At 73.9% G+C, this 16,309-nt stretch carries 14 protein-coding genes and 2 pseudogenes; 13 read left to right on the forward strand and 3 right to left on the reverse strand.

Features of this window, described 5'->3' with window-relative positions:
* Positions 1–273 precede the first annotated feature (273 nt).
* Both ABZ318_RS21770 and ABZ318_RS21775 read left to right on the forward strand, forming a co-directional pair.
* Positions 274–1,647 carry a deoxyribodipyrimidine photo-lyase gene (locus ABZ318_RS21770; protein WP_356904137.1) on the forward strand — a complete coding sequence of 458 codons (1,374 nt, stop codon included), beginning with the start codon at positions 274–276 and terminating at the stop codon, positions 1,645–1,647.
* 186 nt (positions 1,648–1,833) lie between these two features.
* Positions 1,834–1,986: pseudogene (locus ABZ318_RS21775) on the forward strand (sigma factor-like helix-turn-helix DNA-binding protein); the annotation flags it as partial.
* A 29-nt stretch (positions 1,987–2,015) separates the two neighbouring features.
* On the opposite strand, the pseudogene ABZ318_RS21780 reads toward ABZ318_RS21775, so the two are convergent.
* A pseudogene (locus ABZ318_RS21780) lies at positions 2,016–2,141 on the reverse strand (transcriptional regulator); the annotation flags it as partial.
* 122 nt (positions 2,142–2,263) lie between these two features.
* Here ABZ318_RS21780 and ABZ318_RS21785 point away from each other — a divergent pair.
* Positions 2,264–3,778, forward strand: a complete 1,515-nt coding sequence (locus tag ABZ318_RS21785; RefSeq protein ID WP_356904138.1) for an SDR family oxidoreductase — start codon at positions 2,264–2,266, stop codon at positions 3,776–3,778.
* A gap of 193 nt (positions 3,779–3,971) precedes the next feature.
* Here ABZ318_RS21785 and ABZ318_RS21790 read toward each other — a convergent pair whose 3' ends face one another.
* Positions 3,972–5,318 carry a D-arabinono-1,4-lactone oxidase gene (locus tag ABZ318_RS21790; protein ID WP_356904139.1) on the reverse strand — a complete coding sequence of 449 codons (1,347 nt, stop codon included), beginning with the start codon at positions 5,316–5,318 and terminating at the stop codon, positions 3,972–3,974.
* Positions 5,319–5,626: 308 nt separating this feature from the next.
* On the opposite strand from ABZ318_RS21790, the gene ABZ318_RS21795 reads away from it, so the two are divergent.
* Both ABZ318_RS21795 and ABZ318_RS21800 read left to right on the forward strand, forming a co-directional pair.
* On the forward strand, positions 5,627–6,880 hold the full coding sequence (locus tag ABZ318_RS21795; protein ID WP_356904140.1) for an amino acid deaminase/aldolase: 1,254 nt from the start codon (positions 5,627–5,629) through the stop codon (positions 6,878–6,880).
* 74 nt (positions 6,881–6,954) lie between these two features.
* Positions 6,955–7,572 carry a TetR family transcriptional regulator gene (locus ABZ318_RS21800; protein ID WP_356904141.1) on the forward strand — a complete coding sequence of 206 codons (618 nt, stop codon included), beginning with the start codon at positions 6,955–6,957 and terminating at the stop codon, positions 7,570–7,572.
* A 60-nt stretch (positions 7,573–7,632) separates the two neighbouring features.
* Here the strand turns inward: ABZ318_RS21800 and ABZ318_RS21805 are convergent, their stop codons facing one another.
* On the reverse strand, positions 7,633–7,833 hold the full coding sequence (locus tag ABZ318_RS21805) for a hypothetical protein (protein WP_356904142.1): 201 nt from the start codon (positions 7,831–7,833) through the stop codon (positions 7,633–7,635).
* A 678-nt stretch (positions 7,834–8,511) separates the two neighbouring features.
* Between ABZ318_RS21805 and ABZ318_RS21810 the strand changes: the two genes are divergently transcribed.
* The 8 genes from ABZ318_RS21810 (at position 8,512) to ABZ318_RS21845 (ending at position 16,288) form a co-directional block, all read left to right on the forward strand.
* Complete coding sequence (locus ABZ318_RS21810; protein ID WP_356904143.1) at positions 8,512–9,189, forward strand: hypothetical protein; 678 nt, start codon at positions 8,512–8,514, stop codon at positions 9,187–9,189.
* A 224-nt stretch (positions 9,190–9,413) separates the two neighbouring features.
* Positions 9,414–9,947 (forward strand): EF-hand domain-containing protein, encoded by a 534-nt coding sequence (locus ABZ318_RS21815; RefSeq protein WP_356904144.1) that lies wholly within the window; start codon positions 9,414–9,416, stop codon positions 9,945–9,947.
* Positions 9,948–9,962: 15 nt separating this feature from the next.
* Positions 9,963–10,436, forward strand: a complete 474-nt coding sequence (locus ABZ318_RS21820) for an SDR family oxidoreductase (RefSeq protein ID WP_356904145.1) — start codon at positions 9,963–9,965, stop codon at positions 10,434–10,436.
* A gap of 72 nt (positions 10,437–10,508) precedes the next feature.
* Positions 10,509–11,219 carry a 2-phosphosulfolactate phosphatase gene (locus ABZ318_RS21825; RefSeq protein WP_356904146.1) on the forward strand — a complete coding sequence of 237 codons (711 nt, stop codon included), beginning with the start codon at positions 10,509–10,511 and terminating at the stop codon, positions 11,217–11,219.
* Positions 11,220–11,483: 264 nt separating this feature from the next.
* The gene (locus ABZ318_RS21830; protein WP_356904147.1) at positions 11,484–12,533 is read left to right on the forward strand and encodes an SDR family NAD(P)-dependent oxidoreductase; all 1,050 of its coding nucleotides are present in this window, start codon (positions 11,484–11,486) and stop codon (positions 12,531–12,533) included.
* A 5-nt stretch (positions 12,534–12,538) separates the two neighbouring features.
* Positions 12,539–13,051 (forward strand): SRPBCC family protein, encoded by a 513-nt coding sequence (locus ABZ318_RS21835; protein ID WP_356904148.1) that lies wholly within the window; start codon positions 12,539–12,541, stop codon positions 13,049–13,051.
* Positions 13,048–14,631, forward strand: coding sequence for an NAD(P)/FAD-dependent oxidoreductase (locus ABZ318_RS21840; RefSeq protein ID WP_356904149.1), 1,584 nt, complete (start codon positions 13,048–13,050; stop codon positions 14,629–14,631). Before ABZ318_RS21835 ends, ABZ318_RS21840 begins: the two co-directional genes overlap by 4 nt.
* A gap of 130 nt (positions 14,632–14,761) precedes the next feature.
* Entirely contained in the window at positions 14,762–16,288 is a 1,527-nt protein-coding gene (locus ABZ318_RS21845) for an alpha/beta hydrolase (RefSeq protein WP_356904150.1), read from the forward strand.
* The last annotated feature ends 21 nt before the right edge of the window (positions 16,289–16,309 follow it).

Genomic DNA, 16,309 nt, shown 5'->3' on the forward strand with positions numbered 1-16,309 from the left:
CCTGCGCCGGCTGCGGATCTGGACCCCGCTGGTCCTGCTCCTCCTGATCGTCTTTGCGATCGTGCAGATGGTCCGCCCGCTGCCCGCGCCCGCGCGGGCCCGTTCGCTCTTCTCCCGAAGAGTGCGGCCCCGGCGTCCTTCCGGCCCGGCCAGGGAACCGCGCCCGCGTGCATCCACCGCCCGAGGCACGGGGGAACCGCGGACACAGGAGTGCGAAAATCCAGTACACCGACGCGGCGCGCTCGCGATCGGCGGCCGAACAGGGAGGGCGCGATGACCGTCTCCGTCGTTCTGTACACCTCTGACCTACGGGTCCACGACCATCCACCCCTCAGGGCCGCGGTCGAAGGGGCACGGGAAGTGGTTCCGCTGTTCGTCCGTGACCCGGCCGTGGACCGCGCGGGGTTCGCGGCCCCCAATCGGCTGGCCTTCCTCGCCGACTGCCTCGCGGATCTGGACCGGGGACTGCGGGACCGCGGCGGTCGCCTCGTGGTGCGAGAGGGCGACACGGTGTCCGAGGTACGGGCCCTGGTGCGGCAGACGGACGCCGACGAGGTGCACATGGCCGCCGGCGTGACGGCGTTCGCCAGGGCGCGGGAGGCGCGGCTGCGCGAGGCACTGGAGGAAGACGGCCGTCGGCTGTACGTGCACGACGGCGTCGTCACCGTCGTTCCACCCGGCGACGTCCTTCCCCACGGAAAGGACCACTTCGCCGTGTTCACGCCCTACTACAAGCGCTGGACCGCCGAGCCGCCGCGGACACCGCTGCCCGCCCCCGGAGCGCTGCGCGTCCCCTCGGGGGTGCGGTCCGAGCGCGTTCCGCGGCGTTCCGCGGTCACCGGTGTGTCGCCGGCCCTCGCCGTGGGAGGGGAGAGCGAGGGGCGCAAGCTGCTCGGTTCCTGGCTGGCGGATCAGGCCGACACGTACGGGGAGCGCCACGACGACCTGGCGGGTGACGTCACGTCCCGCCTCTCGCCCCATCTCCACTTCGGGGCGGTCTCCGCGACCGAGGCGGTGCACAGGGCGAGGAGGCGGGGCGGCGCGGGGGCCGACGCCTTCGTGCGACAGATGTGCTGGCGCGACTTCCACCACCAGGTCCTGGCCGCGCGCCCCGAGGCGGCAGGCACGGACTACCGACCGCGTCAGGATCGTTGGAGACGGGGTGCCGACGCCGAAGAAGACCTCGCCGCCTGGCGGGAGGGACGCACCGGCTACCCCGTCGTCGACGCCGCCATGCGGCAACTCGCCCACGAGGGATGGATGCACAACCGCGGCCGGCTGATCACCGCCTCCTTCCTGGTGAAGACGCTCTACATCGACTGGAGGGAGGGGGCGCGCCACTTCCTCGACCTGCTGGTGGACGGTGACGTCGCGAACAACCAGCTCAACTGGCAGTGGGTGGCGGGCACGGGCACGGACACCAGGCCGCAGCGCGTCCTCAACCCGGTGCGGCAGGCCAGACGGTACGACCCCGACGGCAGCTACGTCCGCCGCTGGGTTCCTGAGCTCGCCGCCCTCGACGGACCGGCCGTCCACGAACCCTGGCGGCTCACCGGGGCCGACCGGGCGTCCTTCGACTACCCGGACCCGCTGGTCGATCTCTCCGAGGCCCTGGCGCGCTTCCGGCAGGCCCGGGGCACGGCCTGATCCGGCCCCCTCGCCCCGCACCAGGCGCGCGACACCCTGCCGGCCCGACTCACCGGCATCACCCGCCGGAAGACCGCCGACGCGCTGACCGCCCGTACCCGCCGCACCGAGCTCGCGGCGACCCTCGGCGCCGCCCTGGAGCACGAGACCCGGACGGCCGAGCAGCCCGATCGGGTCCTCGACCGGATGGTCGCCACCGAAGAACCGGCCAGGCTGCCCCGCGTCCAGCGCGACGTCCTGGAACCCGCCTACTTCGCCGATCTGACCCGGACACAGATCGCCGACCGCACCGGCATCCCCCTGGGCACGGTCAAGAACCACGCGCGGCGCGGCTCCCAGCGCATGCGCCACAGCCTCGCGCTCGCCACTCCCCGCACCCCGAAGGCCGTGGCCGCCACGCGCCGGACCGGGGAGCGACTCGCGGTGGATCTCGCCTGGGACCAGAGGGCGACGGCAGCCGGCCCGGACCGCCGCACCGCCGCGTCCAGGGCCTCCGGAAGGCACACCTCGTCGGCGAACCGGGGACAGGGCGGGCCCCGCATCCGCGTGCCCCCAAGGCGACGAAGAAGGGGCGCAGGGCGTGTACGTCACGGCCGTCGGTGAAACGGATCAGCGCATGGACACTCCCACCCCGTCCGAGGGCACCCGCTGCCTGGTCACCGGCGCGAGCGGCTACATCGGGGGCCGCCTCGTGCCGGAGCTGCTCGACAGCGGCCGTCGCGTGCGCTGTCTCGCCCGGCACCCGGACAAGCTCCGCGACTTCCCCTGGACCGACCGCGCGGAGACCGCGCGCGGGGACGTCACCGACGCCGCGAGCCTCCGCGAGGCCCTCGCCGGCGTCGACGTCGCCTACTACCTCGTCCACTCCATGAGCTCGACGGCGGACTTCGAGGACACCGACCGGCTCGCCGCCCGTACCTTCGCCGCCGAGGCCCGCTCCGCCGGGGTGCGCCGTATCGTCTACCTGGGCGGTCTGGTCCCGCGCGGAGTGCCGGAGGACGAGCTCTCGCCCCACCTGCGCTCCCGTACCGAGGTGGGCCGCATCCTCCTCGACTCGGGCGTCCCCACCACCGTCCTGCGGGCCGCCGTCGTCATCGGCTCCGGATCGGCCTCCTTCGAGATGCTCCGGTACCTGACCGAACGGCTGCCGGTCATGGTCACGCCCAGCTGGGTCGACAGCCGGGTCCAGCCCATCGCGGTCCGCGACGTGCTGCGGTACCTGGTGGGAAGCGCCGACATGCCCCCGGACGTCAACCGGACCTTCGACATCGGCGGCCCCGACGTGCTCACGTACCGGGAGATGATGGAGCGGTACGCGAAGGTCGCCGGGCTCCGCAAGCGCCTGATCGTCTCCGTACCGGTCCTCACGCCCCGGCTGTCCAGCCAGTGGATCGGTCTCGTCACACCCGTCCCCGCCTCCCTGGCCCGGCCCCTCACCGAATCGCTTCGGCACGAGGTGGTCCGCACCGAGGACGACATCACGCGGTACGTCCCGGACGGCCCCGGAGCACCCGTCCCCTTCGAGGAGTCCCTCCGGCTGGCCCTCCGCCGCGTGCGCGAGGCCCGGGTCACCACCCGCTGGTCCTCCGCCTCGCCGCCCGGGGCGCCGAGCGACCCGCTGCCGACCGACCCGGACTGGGCGGGCGGCAGCCTCTACACGGACGAACGGTCGCGCACCGTCGACTCGAGCCCGGAGTCGCTGTGGCGGGTCATCGAGGGGGTGGGCGGGGAGAACGGCTGGTACTCCTTCCCGCTCGCCTGGGCCGTCCGGGGGTGGGCGGACCGGCTCGTCGGGGGAGTGGGGCTGCGCCGGGGACGCCGGGACGCGGCGCGTCTCCGGGTCGGTGACGCGCTGGACTTCTGGCGCGTCGAGGAGATCGACCGCGGACGCCTGCTGCGCCTCCGGGCGGAGATGCGCCTGCCGGGTCTCGCGTGGCTGGAGATGGCCGTCGACCGGGACGAGCGGGGCCGGACGTCGTACCGGCAGAGGGCGCTCTTCCACCCCCGGGGCCTCGCGGGGCAGACGTACTGGTGGAGCGTGGCCCCGTTCCACGCCGTGGTCTTCGGCGGCATGGCCAGGAACATCGCCCGGACCGCCGAGGCGGAGGGCAAGCGACGGGACACACCGTGAACGACGGCTGATCGCCGGCCCCGGACGAACGCGGCCCCGCACATCCGGACACCCCCTCTTTCCCCCGGGCGGCGAAGACGGCCGGGTCCTGGTCGATGGAGACGGGGCGGTGAGGATTCGGCCCGGCCATCACCGAGAGCAGCAGGGCCACGTCGCTCACGGTGCGGGCGACCGGGCCCCGACGGCGGCGGGGTCAGGCAGGGTGACCGACGCGGTCGTGGACAGGTACGGCCTCGGGGGCGAGCCCCAGGACGCGGTCGAGGTAGGGGTTGGCGAAGACCCCGGTCGGGTCGAGGGCGTCGCGCAGGGCGACGAAGTCGTCGAAGCGTTCGTAGCGGGGGCGGAGGGCATCGGCGTCGAGCGTGTGCATCTTGCCCCAGTGCGGGCGGCCGCCATAGGAGCCGAGGATGTCCTCGCACGCCTCGAAGTAACGGCGGTACGGCATCCGGTGGTACTGGTGGAAGGCGATGTAGCAGCTCTCCCGCCCCTGCGCGGTGGACAGCCAGATGTCGTCGGCGGCCGAGAACCGCACCTCCAGCGGAAAGGACACCCGCTCCCCGGCGGTGTCGATCCACCGCTTGATCTCCCGGAGCGCGTCGACGGCGTGCTCGCGGGGGACGGCGAACTCGCCCTCCTGGAAGCGGACGTCGCGCGGCGAGGCGAAGACCCTGGGGGACAGGTCCGTCCACTCGCGCGCGGACATCGCCCGCGCCGCGAACCGGGCGATCGGCGGCACCAGGGCCGGGACCGCCGTGCCGAGCCGGCACAGGCCCTCGAAGCCGAGGCCGCTGACCGTCTCGTCGACACGGCGGGTCAGGGCGCCGATCGGCCTCAGCGGCGTGTCCGCCGGCAGCCGGCGAAAACGCCGGGTCAGCGCGGTCTCGCTGTGCGGGAACCAGAAGAACTCGAAGTGGTCGTTGTCCTCCGTGAGTTCGTCGACGCGGTCCAGGACCTCGGCGACCGGCATCGCGGTGTCCCGGGCGTGCAGGGCGAACTGGTCGACGCACTGGAGCGTGACCTCGGTGACCACGCCGAGCGCCCCGATGCCGACCCGAGCGGCCCGGAACAGCTCGGGCCGCTCGTCGGCGGAGCAGCGGACGACCGAGCCGTCGGCCAGGACCAGTTGCAGCGCCCTGACCTGGGTGGCGATGCCGCCGAAGCGCAGCCCCGAACCGTGCGTCCCGGTCGAGACGGCACCGGAGACGGTCTGCCGGTCGATGTCGCCCATGATCTCCAGGGCCAGTCCGTGGGAGGCGAGCAGTGGACCGAGCCGCCACAGCGGCATCCCGGCCCCCACCGTGACCAGCCCGCTCTCCCTGTCCACGGAGCTCAGACCGGCCAGGCGGTCCAGCCGCAACTGGACGCCGGGCGCCACGGCGGCGCCGCTGAACGAGTGCCCGGAGCCGACCGCCTTGACCCTCAGCCCGTCCCGTACCGCTTCCGTGACGGAGGCGGCCACCTCCTCCGTACGCGTCGGACGCAGGATTCGAACGGGGTGGGCCCGCTCGCTGCCGGACCAGTTGCGCCACACCTCGGTCATGCGGGAAGTCCTCTCGACGGGATCGGCGATCGACGATCGGCGGGATCGGCGGGATCGATGGGTCGACGGGGGAAGCAGGGCCGACGGTGCTCGCCGGCACGCTCGATGGCATACGACCGGGGTCGCGGTCCCCGGAAGCCTGAACTGGGCCGGTCGTCCAAGTCAAGGCTTCAGGACACTTGACCTGGACGGCCGACCAAGACAAGGTGGGCGCCACCCGAGCCGGCCCCGGCCTCGGCCCCGGCCCCGGCATCGGCCCCGGCCTTGGCCCCGGTCCCGGTCCCGGTCCCGAGAAAGGCACGCACCCTATGGGACGTCCCACCCCCGCCACGGAAACCACGCACCTCGCGAACCGGAGCGCGCACCCGGCGCCGCGGCCCGCGAGCTCCACCGAACTGCAACGCGCCACCGCCGGCCTCCAGCCGCCGTTCGCCGTCGTCGACCTCGGGGCCCTGCGCGCCAACGCCGCCCAGATGGTGCGCAGGGCCGGCGGCAAACCGATCCGCCTGGCCAGCAAGTCACTGCGCTGCCGTCGCCTGATCGGTGACGTCCTGCACCTGCCCGGCTTCTCCGGCGTCCTGGCCTTCACCCTTCCCGAGGCCGTGTGGCTCGCGGCGGACCACGAGGACGTCCTGGTCGGCTACCCGACGACGGACGCCCCCGCCCTGCGGCGCCTGGCGGGCGACCGGCGGATCGCGGAGCGCGTCACCCTGATGGTCGACTCCGTGGAGCACCTGGACTTCATCGGCTCGGCCGTCGGCCCGGACGGTCCGCCCCTGCGCGTCTGTCTCGACCTCGACGCCTCCCTCCGCCTGGCCGACGGACGGGTCCACCTCGGGATGCGCCGCTCGCCCCTGCACTCGCCCGAGCAGACCCGTGACCTCGCCCTCGCCGTGCTCGCCCGGCCGCGGTTCCGGCTCGTCGGCGTCATGGCGTACGAGGGGCAGATCGCCGGCGTCGGCGACGACCAGCCCGGCCCCGCCCTGGCCCGCGCGGCCGTCCGGCTCATGCAGCGCGTCTCCACGCGCGAACTGCGCGAGCGCCGCGCCGCCGCCGTCGGGGCCGTACGGGCCCTGGCGCCCCTGGAGTTCGTCAACGGCGGTGGAACGGGCAGCCTGGAGACCACCTCCGCCGAACCGGCCGTGACCGAACTCGGGGCCGGCTCCGGTCTGTACGCCCCCGGGCTCTTCGACCACTACCGTCGCTTCCGCCCGTCGCCTGCCGCCCACTTCGTGCTGCCCGTCGTCCGCAGGCCCGGGACCCGTCACGTGACCGTCCTCGGCGGCGGCTGGGCCGCTTCCGGGCCCGCGGGTGCGGACCGGCTGCCCCGACCGGTCCGGCCGGCCGGGCTGCGACTGCTGCCCCGCGAAGGCGCGGGCGAGGTCCAGACCCCTCTCACCGGCCAAGTGGCCGATGCCCTGCGCCTGGGCGACCGCGTGTGGTTCCGGCACGCCAAAGCGGGTGAACTGTGCGAGCGGGTGAACGAGCTGCACCTGGTCGAGGGGGATCGGATCGTCGACGTCGTCCCCACCTACCGAGGCGAGGGCCACGCCTTCCTGTGACCGCCGGTCACCCGCGTACGTCGACCAGACCCACTGCCCAGACCCACTGCCCAGAGCCGTCCCAGGGAGTCCGCATGGCCCGCCACTCGGCCGACGAGCGCCGCGAACGACTCGTCGAGGCCGCGATCCGCGTGATGATCCGTGACGGCGTCGGCAAGGCCACCACCCGGGCCGTCGTCGCCGAGGCGGGCTTCCCCCTCGGGGCGTTCCACTACTGCTTCCGCTCCAAGCAGGAGCTGCTGCACAGCGTGATCGAACGGATCATGCTCCGGTCACTCGCCTTCCCCCTCGTGCCGGCCGCCGCCGAAGCCTCCCCGCACGACCTCATCCGCGCCACCCTGCACGGTTACTGGGACCGCGTACGCGAACGCCCCGACGAGCACCAGCTCACCTACGAGCTCACCCAGTACGCCCTGCGGGAGCCGGGCCTGGCGGACGTGGCCCGCCGCCAGTACCAGCACTACCTGCAGGTCAACATCGACTACCTCCAGTCCGTCGCCCGCCTCGCCGGCATTCGCTGGACCACGGAGATCCCCGTCCTCGCCCGCCACGGCCTCGGCCTCCTCGACGGCCTCACCCTCCACTGGCTGATCGACCGTGACGACGCCCAGGCGCTCGCCGCCCTCGACCTGTACGCCGCGCACCTGGCGACGCTTGCCGTCCCCCGCGCCGACGAGGTTTCGGAGCCCTAGGGCCTGTCCGGCGGATCAGGGTCGGACAGGCCCTGGCGGTCGGCGCGGGCCGCCCGCGGATCACGCACCCGTGCCCTTCTGATCGGGCGGGGTGCCACCTCCTTCGCCACCGCCTCGTTCACCCTTGTCGGTGCCGTGGGCGCGCCCCGAGGACTTCTCCGCGCCTCCCGGCTTCTGCCGCGCCTTGAGGGCCGCGGCCTCCTCCGGCGTGGCCGCCCCCTTGCCGCTACGCCGCTGTGCGGGTTGCTGGGACTTGCTCATCGCGTCCTCCTGAACCACTGAGAGAACTCTGCTCACCCGTGCGTCTGACCTGGTTGGGCGCCCTTAACCCTTTGCCGGTGCCTGATCATGGGTCCCACCCGCGAGGAAGGGGCGGCCTCCCTCGCCGGTCGTGCCGTTCAGTGACGACCGGCGGCGATGAGGGATCCGTAGCAGCGGCCCGGGACGGGGTGGTGGAGGACACCGGCGACGGCGGGCGAGGCGAATTCGCGATGGTCCACGACGTTCGGTCGCCGGCCTGCCCCGGTCGGTCGGGCCGGCCCCTGCGTCGGAACTTGTGCGAATGCCGGGGGATCCTGCACAGGAGCATCACACAGGCTGCGCACAGTCTTTCGAAAGCTTGGTTAGCGTTGCAGACCGCTCGAATCCGTTTGCAAACGTGACCGGGTCGCAGGCCTGCCGGGTCGGCGGCAGGCATGTCGACCCCGAAAGACGGAGATGGACTACTGCTCTTCGTGCCGCCGACATCTCAACGGCGCCCTGGTGTGCCCTGGTTGCGGCGCCTACGCCCCGGACATCGCTCCGGTGGCCACCGGCGGTCGCATCGTCCCCGCCCCGGTGGCCACGGCGGCGACGGGAGAGGCGACCGCGTCGGCCACCCTTTCCTCGGGCACATGGGATGACGGTCGGCTTCTCGACGAGATCCCCGTGGAGGCCGTCGTGGAAGGAACCCCGGGGAGCGGCTCACCGGCGGAGCTCATGGGCGCGTCGAGGTCGGCGGAGGGGCGGGCGGCACGGCGCCGCCAGCGCGCCCGCTGGAGGAAGAACCAGCGCCGGGCCGTGGTGGCGACCGCCGTCGCGCTCGTCGGCGGTGGCCTGGCCATGAGCGGGATGGACCGGCAGTCCGGCGACCGGGCCCAGGCGGCCACGGCGCCGCAGGACCCGGGAGCGGGCGCCGTCGCGGACCAGGTGGAGCAGGTGGAGCAGGGCACGCCTCCTCCTTCTGTACGGCCTGATGCCCAGCGCGCCTCGGTCGCCCCGTCCACGCCGCCGGTCGAGTCGTCCGTACCCGACCAGCCGCGTCGGCAGTACGAGAGGACCTCCCTGCGCACGACGCCGCCGATCTCCAAGGCGCGTGTCGCCGCCCCTCTTCACGGGACGGAGCCCTCGGCCCCGGAGCCGCAGAGCACCTCACCGGCTTCCCCGGCCCCGACCTCGCCTCCCGCCCGTACGAGTACGACCGAAACGACGGACACGCCGACACAGACCCCTGCCACCACGGATGCCACCGGCTCCCCGGGCCAGGAACCGGCCACTCGGCCGAACACGACGCCGGCCTCGACCTCTCCGTCGGAGATATGCGTGCTCGTGGTGTGCCTGCCCGTCTCCGCGCCCTGACCCCACGGGGCGACGTCACCTGCGCGCGAACCGTCGGTCACTCCGTGCGCGGGAACGCGAGACCGGCGCCGGCGGGAAGTCGGGGCCGGCGGGATCGTCAGGTCGGGTGAGTGTCGACCGGTTCGTGGCGGGTCGCCGGGCCGTGAAGGGCTCGGCCGCCGATCATGGGCGCGATGGCCTCTCCGCCCGGCCGCTCCTCACCCCCGAGCGAAAGAAGAACCGACATGGCACTCCCGCGAACCGAGCTCCAGGCCGCACCGGTCGACCCCACGGCGCCCAAGGCCCGCATCTACGCGATGCTGGACACGGACGGAGACGGAGTCGCCTCCAGGCACGACTACTTCGTCCGCATCGATCGGGCCCAGCAGGCGACCGGACGCGGCGATGACGACCCCCTGGTCGTCGCCGCCCGCGCCACGGGCGAACGGGCCTGGGCCGCGATGGACGCCAACGGCGACGGCGTGATGACCTACGAGGAGTACATCGCCTGGGTGGACGCCGAGAAGTTCGACAACATCTGCCAGTACGCCCTGGGCGCACTGTTCGACCTCGCCGACGCCGACCAGGACGGCGCCCTGGACCGCGCTCAGTTCACGATGCTGCGCCAGGCGCTGGGCAATCGGGCCGACAACGCCGACGCGGCTTTCGACGCGCTGGACAGCGACGGAGACGGACTCGTCAGCCGCGCCGAGTACCTGGCGTCGATCCGCGCGTACGTCACAGGTGAGGACTCCCCCATGGGCGCCGCCCTGTACTGAGCCCTGTACCGAGCGGTGTGCCCGAGGCACCCGAACGGGACGGGACGGTGCGAGAGCAGCTCCGTCCGACCTGAAGGAACCGGCGGAGACCCTGGCGGCGGCTCGATCGTCAACGTCGCCTCGATCGCGGGGCTGCACGGGGTCGCGGACCGGGCCGCGTACAACACCGGCAAGCACGGTCTGATCGGCCTGACCCGGACCCTGGCCGCGGAGTGGGGCGGGCGCGGGGTTCGCGTCAACGCCGTGTGCCCCGGCTGGGTCAAGACCGAGATGGACGCCGAGGACCAGGCCTCCGGCGGTTACCCCGACGCCGACATCGTCGAGCGGGTGCCCATGGCGCGGTTCGCCGCGCCCGGGGACATCGCCCAGGCCGTCGCCTTCCTCGCCGACCCCGCCCGCAGCGGTTTCGTCAACGGCGTCGCGATGCCGGTGGACGGGGGCTGGACCGCGGACGCGAGCTGGAACTCGCTCCGCCTGCGGAAGCGGTGAGACGAGTACGGAACGCGGGCGATCCCACGCACCCCGGAGCGCTCCGGGCCGGGCATATGTGATCATGACCGGATGGACGCTCGTTTCCTCGGCATCGCCGAACTGACCCAAGTCCCGTCCGTGGCGGTCGTGGTGGACGTCATGCGTGCTTTCACGGTGGCTGCGTGGGCCTTCGCCCAGGGGGCGGAAAAGATCGTTCTCGCCGAGTCGCCGGACGAAGCCCTGGCGCTCAAGGCTCGCCACCCGGATTGGGTCGCGCTCAAGGACGGTGCGCCGGCGCCCGGGTTCGACGCCGTCAACTCGCCCGGCCTGCTGCGGTCCGTCGACCTCGGCGGACGGACCGTCGTGCAGAAGACCACGGCGGGGACGGTCGGCGCCCTCGCGGTCAAGGACGCGTCGCTGGTGCTGTGCGCGAGCTTCGTGGTGGCGGAGGCGACGGCTCGGTTCCTGCGGACACACGGGTGCGACAGCGTCACGTTCGTGGTCACGGGCGAGGACGGGCAGGCCGACGAAGACCTGGCATGCGCTCAGTACATCGCCCGCAGGGCCACCGGGGACGGGACGGACGCGGCTGAGTTCCTCCGCCGCGCGGGCCGGTCGCGTGCCGCCGCCGAGCTGACGCAGGGCGTGCGTCGAGGAGCCCACCCCGACGACGTCGCCCTCTGCCTCGAACTCGACCGGTTCCCCTTCGCCATGACGGCGGCCCAGGAGGACTCGCTCATGGTCCTGCGCCCATGCGCCGTGCTTTCGCCGACCGACGGGGCTTCGAGCGGAAGGGGATGACCGGACAGCTGCCCAAGTGCGCGGACGGGGCCCGGCCTCCCGCGCTCTGGAGACGGCCGCCCGGTGGTTTCCGGCCGGGGGCCGTCTGCACGTCCTGTACGTCCGCGGCGAGCCCGTCCGGCCCCGAGGAACCCGTAAGGGCCGAGCGGAGGGTGCCTGCCCGATCGCGGACGGTGAGCAAAATGTCGCATGCGGTGCTCCCGGGTCCGGGATCTTCATCCCGGAGCGCCGCATGAATCGGCTCACGTCGGTGACACGCCCACCGTGAACGGACATACACGTGAGCCCGGCCCCGGGACCGTCGTCGTGGTCACGGGCGCGTCGAGCGGCATCGGACGGGCGGTGGCGGCCGCGTTCGCCGCGCGCGGCGCCCGGCTCGTCCTGGCCGCCCGCAGCACCGATGTCCTCGCGCAGGTGGCCGGTCGGTGCGCGGGGGCACATCCCCGGGCCGAGGCCGTGGCCGTCACCGCCGACGTCACGGACTTCGCCGCGACGGAGCGCGTCGCGCGGACCGCGGTGGACCGGTTCGGCCGGATCGACATCTGGGTGAACGCCGCCGGTGTGGGCCTCCTGGGACGCCTGGACCGGGTGCCGCCGGCCGATGTGCGCCGCCTGTGGGAGACGAACGTGCTGGGAGCCTTCCACGGCGCCCGCGCCGCCCTGCCGGTGATGCGCCGGCAGGGCGGCGGAATCCTGATCGACGTGTCCTCGGTGCTCGGCGGCGCCGTGGTGGCGCCGTACATGGGCGCGTACGCCGCGTCCAAGGCCGCGCTGGTGACGCTCGACGAGACGCTGCGGCAGGAGCTGCGGCTCAGCGGCGACACCGGCGACACCGGCGTCGAGGTGTGCACGATCCTGCCCGCGGGCGTCGACACGCCGTTCTTCCGGCACGCGGCCAACCACACGGGACGTCGCCTCCGCTCCCTGCCTGCCGTCGCCACCCCGCAGCGGGTCGCCCGGGCCGTGGTGCGCACCGCTGCCCGGCCGCGCCGGCGCGTCCACGTCGGCCCCGGCTCCCGGCTCCTGCCCTGGGCGCACGCCCTCGCGCCCGGGCCCGTACGGAGCCTGATCCGGCGGCGTACCGGACGTGTCTACCTGGACGCGCCCGGCACGGCCCCGATCACACGGGGCGTCCTGTACGAGCCGTCGGCCGCGACCGCGTCGGTCACCGGAGGACGGCACGCGGGCGCCCGTACCGCCGTGCGGCGCGTCGCCGGATGCACGGCCGCGCTGGCCTCGGCGGCCGCCGTCCGATCAGTGGCACGGCACCTGCCGTCCAGGGGCCTCTCGGTCCCGCACCACCGGAGGAGTTGAGGAATGTGGCGCAGTGGAACCGGGTCGTCGAAGCGACGCCCGAGGAAGTCTGGGAGGTGCTCAGCGACGGGCAGCGGTACGCGCGCTGGGTGGTCGGCGCCCACGATTCGTGGGAGCGGGACGACCACTGGCCCGCCGTGGACGCCGAGCTCGGCTATGCCCTGAAGCTGGGCCCGTGGACGTACCGAGGGCGGACGATCTCGCGCATGTGCGAGCCGATCCGCCGACTCGAACTGGAGGCGATCACGCATCTCGGCTCCGCCCGGATCTCCTTCCTCGTCGAGCCCTGGGGCAGCCGGACCCTGGTCCTCGTCGACGAGCATCCGCTCAAGGGCCCGGCGGCCCGCTGGCACAACTCGGGAGCCGACCTGATCCTGCGCTGGCGGCACCGGCACCTGCTGGCCCGGCTGGAGAAGGCTGCCGTCTCCGCACGGGCCCGCTCGCGCGCCGGTGCCTCCGGCGACGCCCGCCCGTCCTCGGGCCCCGGTGACGGGAACGGCGCCGGGGACCGGTCATGACGGCGCCGGACGCGGTGGTCGTCGGCGCCGGCCCCAATGGACTGGTGGCGGCCAACGTCCTCGTGGACGCCAGCTGGCACGTCGTCGTCCTGGAGGCACGGGAGGTGCCCGGCGGCGCGGTACGGAGCGACCGGGGCGTCCATCCCGACTACGTCCACGACCTGTTCAGCGCCTTCTACCCGCTCGCCGCGGCCTCTCCCGTCATACGGGCCCTCGGGCTCGACCGCCACGGCCTGCGCTGGCGCCACGCGCCGCACGTCGTGGCCCACCCCCTGCCCGACGGCGGGGGAGCCCTTCTCAGCCGCGACCTCGACCGCACGGCCGCCTCGCTGGACGCGTTCGCGCCGGGCGACGGCGCCGCCTGGGAAAGCCTCCACCACTGGTGGAGCGAATACCGCGACGATCTCGTCGGCGCCCTGTTCACCCCCTTCCCGCCGGTCCGGAACGGCCTCGGGCTTGTGGCAGGGCACGCGCCGCGGGACGTCCTCCGGCTCCTGCGGACCATGCTGCTGCCCGCCCGCCGCTTCGGCGAGGAACACTTCGCGGGCGAGGGCGGACGGCTGCTCATCACGGGGAACGCCCTGCACGCCGACCTCGGCCCGGAGTCCGCCCTCGGCGGCGGCTTCGGATGGCTGATGTGCATGCTCGGCCAGGACGAGGGATTCCCGGTGCCGGCGGGCGGTGCGGCCGGCCTCACCGACGCCCTCGTGTCCCGCCTGCGCGAGCGGGGCGGTGAAGTGCACTGCGGCCGTACGGTCACGGAGGTGTCGGTAAGGGAAGGCCGCGCGGTCGGCGTGCGCACCGACGACGGGGCGTGGTTCCCCGCACGACGGGCGGTCCTCGCCGACGTCCCCGCGCCCGTCCTGTACGGGCGGCTCGTGGACGAGCGGCACCTGCCCGCGCCGGTCCGCGCGGATCTGCGCCGGTTCCAGTGGGACTTCGCGACGTTCAAGGTGGACTGGGCGCTGTCCCGTCCGATCCCGTGGGGCTTCGCCGAGGCCCGGAAAGCCGGGACCGTCCACGTCACCGACGGGGTCGACGCGCTCACCCGCTTCGCCGCCCAGCTGGCCACGGGGCGGGTGCCGGACGTCCCCTTCACCATCCTCGGACAGATGACCACGGCGGATCCGGACCGTTCCCCGGCGGGCACCGAGTCGGCGTGGGGCTACACGCACGTGCCGCAGTCCGTCCGGGGCGACGCGGGCGAGGACGGCCTCGCGGGCCGCTGGGACGAGCGCGAGAAGGAGGCGTTCGCCGCACGGGTCGAAGCGGGCGTGGAGCGCCTGGCGCCCGGCTTCCGGGACACGATCGTGGCCCGCCGCGTCCTGGCGCCCCCGGACCTGGAGCTCCTGAACCCCGCGCTCGTCGGCGGCGCCGTCAACCAGGGCACCACCGCGCTCCACCAGCAGCTCGTCTTCCGCCCGTTCCCCGGCAGCGGCCGCCCCCGGACGCCGGTCCGCGGCCTGTACCTCGCCTCCGCGAGCGCCCACCCCGGCGGGGGCGTCCACGGCGCACCGGGAGCCAACGCGGCCCGAGCCGCTCTGGGGGCGCTCCGGTCCCTCCGTACACGACGCGACTGACACCACCCCGAGCGACTGGGACCACGCCGAGCGACCGGGACCACCCCGAGTCGTCCTGGGGGGACACCCCGGGGCGTTTTCCGGGTTCTCCCGGAGTGTGCCGGGATGCCCGCCGTCCTACGGTGCAGGCATGTCAACTCACCGACGCACCACGGCATTCGCCGCCTGCGCGATGGCGCTCGCCGCCACCGCGACGACCACCGCCGTCGCGGCCGCCCCCGACCCGGCGACCCGCTTACCCGGCCGGCACGTCGACTGGCACGCCTGCGCCCTCGACGCCGACGACGAGCTCGGTCGGACGCTGGACGCCGCAGGCGCCGACTGCGCGGACATCACCGTGCCGCTGGACTACACCGACCCCGGCGGTCGGACCATCACCGTCGCCATATCCCGGCTGAAGGCCACCGACACCGCCCACCGCGTGGGCCCGCTGCTGCTCAACGACGGGGGACCGGCAGGGCCCGGCCTCCACATGCCCCTGGCCAAGGCTGAGGCGATGGGGGAGGTCGCGGCCCGGTACGACCTGATCGGCATGGACCCGCGCTTCGTCGGCCGGAGCACCCCGCTGGACTGCGGCTGGGACATCGGCTCCGCCCCCCTGCGCTCCGCGGGCGCCGACCGGACGGCGTACCGGGAGGAGGTCGCCCTCGCGCGCGACCTGGCCGCGAAGTGCGAGCACGCCCACGGCGACGTGCTGCCGTACGTCACCACCCGCAACACCGCCCGCGACATGGACGTCATCCGCGCCGCCCTCGGGGAGGACCGCATCTCCTACCTCGGCTACTCCTACGGCAGCTACCTCGGCGAGGTCTACACCCAGCTCTTCCCCGGCCGCACCGACCGCATGGTGCTCGACGGCGTGCTGCCCCCGGAGCGCTACGGCTCCACCCTGCTGCGCGGCACCGAGGCGGCCAACGAGGCGGCCCTGCGCGCATGGGCGTCGTGGACCGCCGCACGGCACGGCACCTACGGGCTGGGGGCCACGCGCGCCGAGGTCCTGGCGACGGTGAACCACATCCTCGCCGCCACCGCGGAGGAACCGCTGCGGATCGGGAAGACGTACCTGCTGGACGAGCACGTCGTCCCGGCCCTCTTCGTCGGCGGCCTCGGCAGCGACCTCGACGCGCGGCGCGCCGACCTGGCCGCGACCGTCCGCGTCCTGGCGCGCGCGGCGGACCGGAAGCCGGTGGAGCCGTCCGAAGCACTCGCCGGACAGCTGGAGTTCCTGCTGACGGGGGCGGGATCGGCCCCCGCCGGCCAGATGACCGCGATCCTCTGCGGCGACACGGCCGAGCGGCGCGGCGTCGGCAGCTACTGGCGGGCGGTCGAGGAGTCCCGCGAGCGGTTCCCCCTCGCCGGGCCGCTGGCCGCCAACATCAACCCCTGCGAGTTCTGGGACCGCCCCGTCGAGCCGCCGACCGTCCTCGACAACGACGTCCCGGCCCTGCTCCTCGCGGGCACGGGCGACCCCCGCACCCTCTCCTCCGGCGCCCTGACCCTGCGCGAGCAGTGGCCGAGCTCCCGCCTGCTCACCGTGGACGGCGCCCGCCAGCACGGCCTGTACGGCGAGTACGGCAACGCCTGCGTCGACGAACAGGTCAACACCTACCTGAGCACGGGCCGCCTCCCGACGCACGACCCCGTCTGCGAGGCATGAGCTCGGCGGCGAGACCCGGTG

This window comes from Streptomyces sp. NPDC006197, from assembly GCF_040613865.1.
Lineage (GTDB): Bacteria > Actinomycetota > Actinomycetes > Streptomycetales > Streptomycetaceae > Streptomyces.

Excerpts from the sequence above, each read along its gene's own strand:
- ABZ318_RS21770 (WP_356904137.1), top strand. The coding sequence starts at position 274 with ATGACCGTCTCCGTCGTTCTGTACACCTCTGACCTACGGGTCCACGAC.
- ABZ318_RS21785 (WP_356904138.1), top strand. The coding sequence starts at position 2,264 with ATGGACACTCCCACCCCGTCCGAGGGCACCCGCTGCCTGGTCACCGGC.
- ABZ318_RS21790 (WP_356904139.1), bottom strand. The coding sequence starts at position 5,318 with ATGACCGAGGTGTGGCGCAACTGGTCCGGCAGCGAGCGGGCCCACCCC.
- ABZ318_RS21795 (WP_356904140.1), top strand. The coding sequence starts at position 5,627 with ATGGGACGTCCCACCCCCGCCACGGAAACCACGCACCTCGCGAACCGG.
- ABZ318_RS21800 (WP_356904141.1), top strand. The coding sequence starts at position 6,955 with ATGGCCCGCCACTCGGCCGACGAGCGCCGCGAACGACTCGTCGAGGCC.
- ABZ318_RS21805 (WP_356904142.1), bottom strand. The coding sequence starts at position 7,833 with ATGAGCAAGTCCCAGCAACCCGCACAGCGGCGTAGCGGCAAGGGGGCG.
- ABZ318_RS21815 (WP_356904144.1), top strand. The coding sequence starts at position 9,414 with ATGGCACTCCCGCGAACCGAGCTCCAGGCCGCACCGGTCGACCCCACG.
- ABZ318_RS21825 (WP_356904146.1), top strand. The coding sequence starts at position 10,509 with ATGGACGCTCGTTTCCTCGGCATCGCCGAACTGACCCAAGTCCCGTCC.
- ABZ318_RS21840 (WP_356904149.1), top strand. The coding sequence starts at position 13,048 with ATGACGGCGCCGGACGCGGTGGTCGTCGGCGCCGGCCCCAATGGACTG.
- ABZ318_RS21845 (WP_356904150.1), top strand. The coding sequence starts at position 14,762 with ATGTCAACTCACCGACGCACCACGGCATTCGCCGCCTGCGCGATGGCG.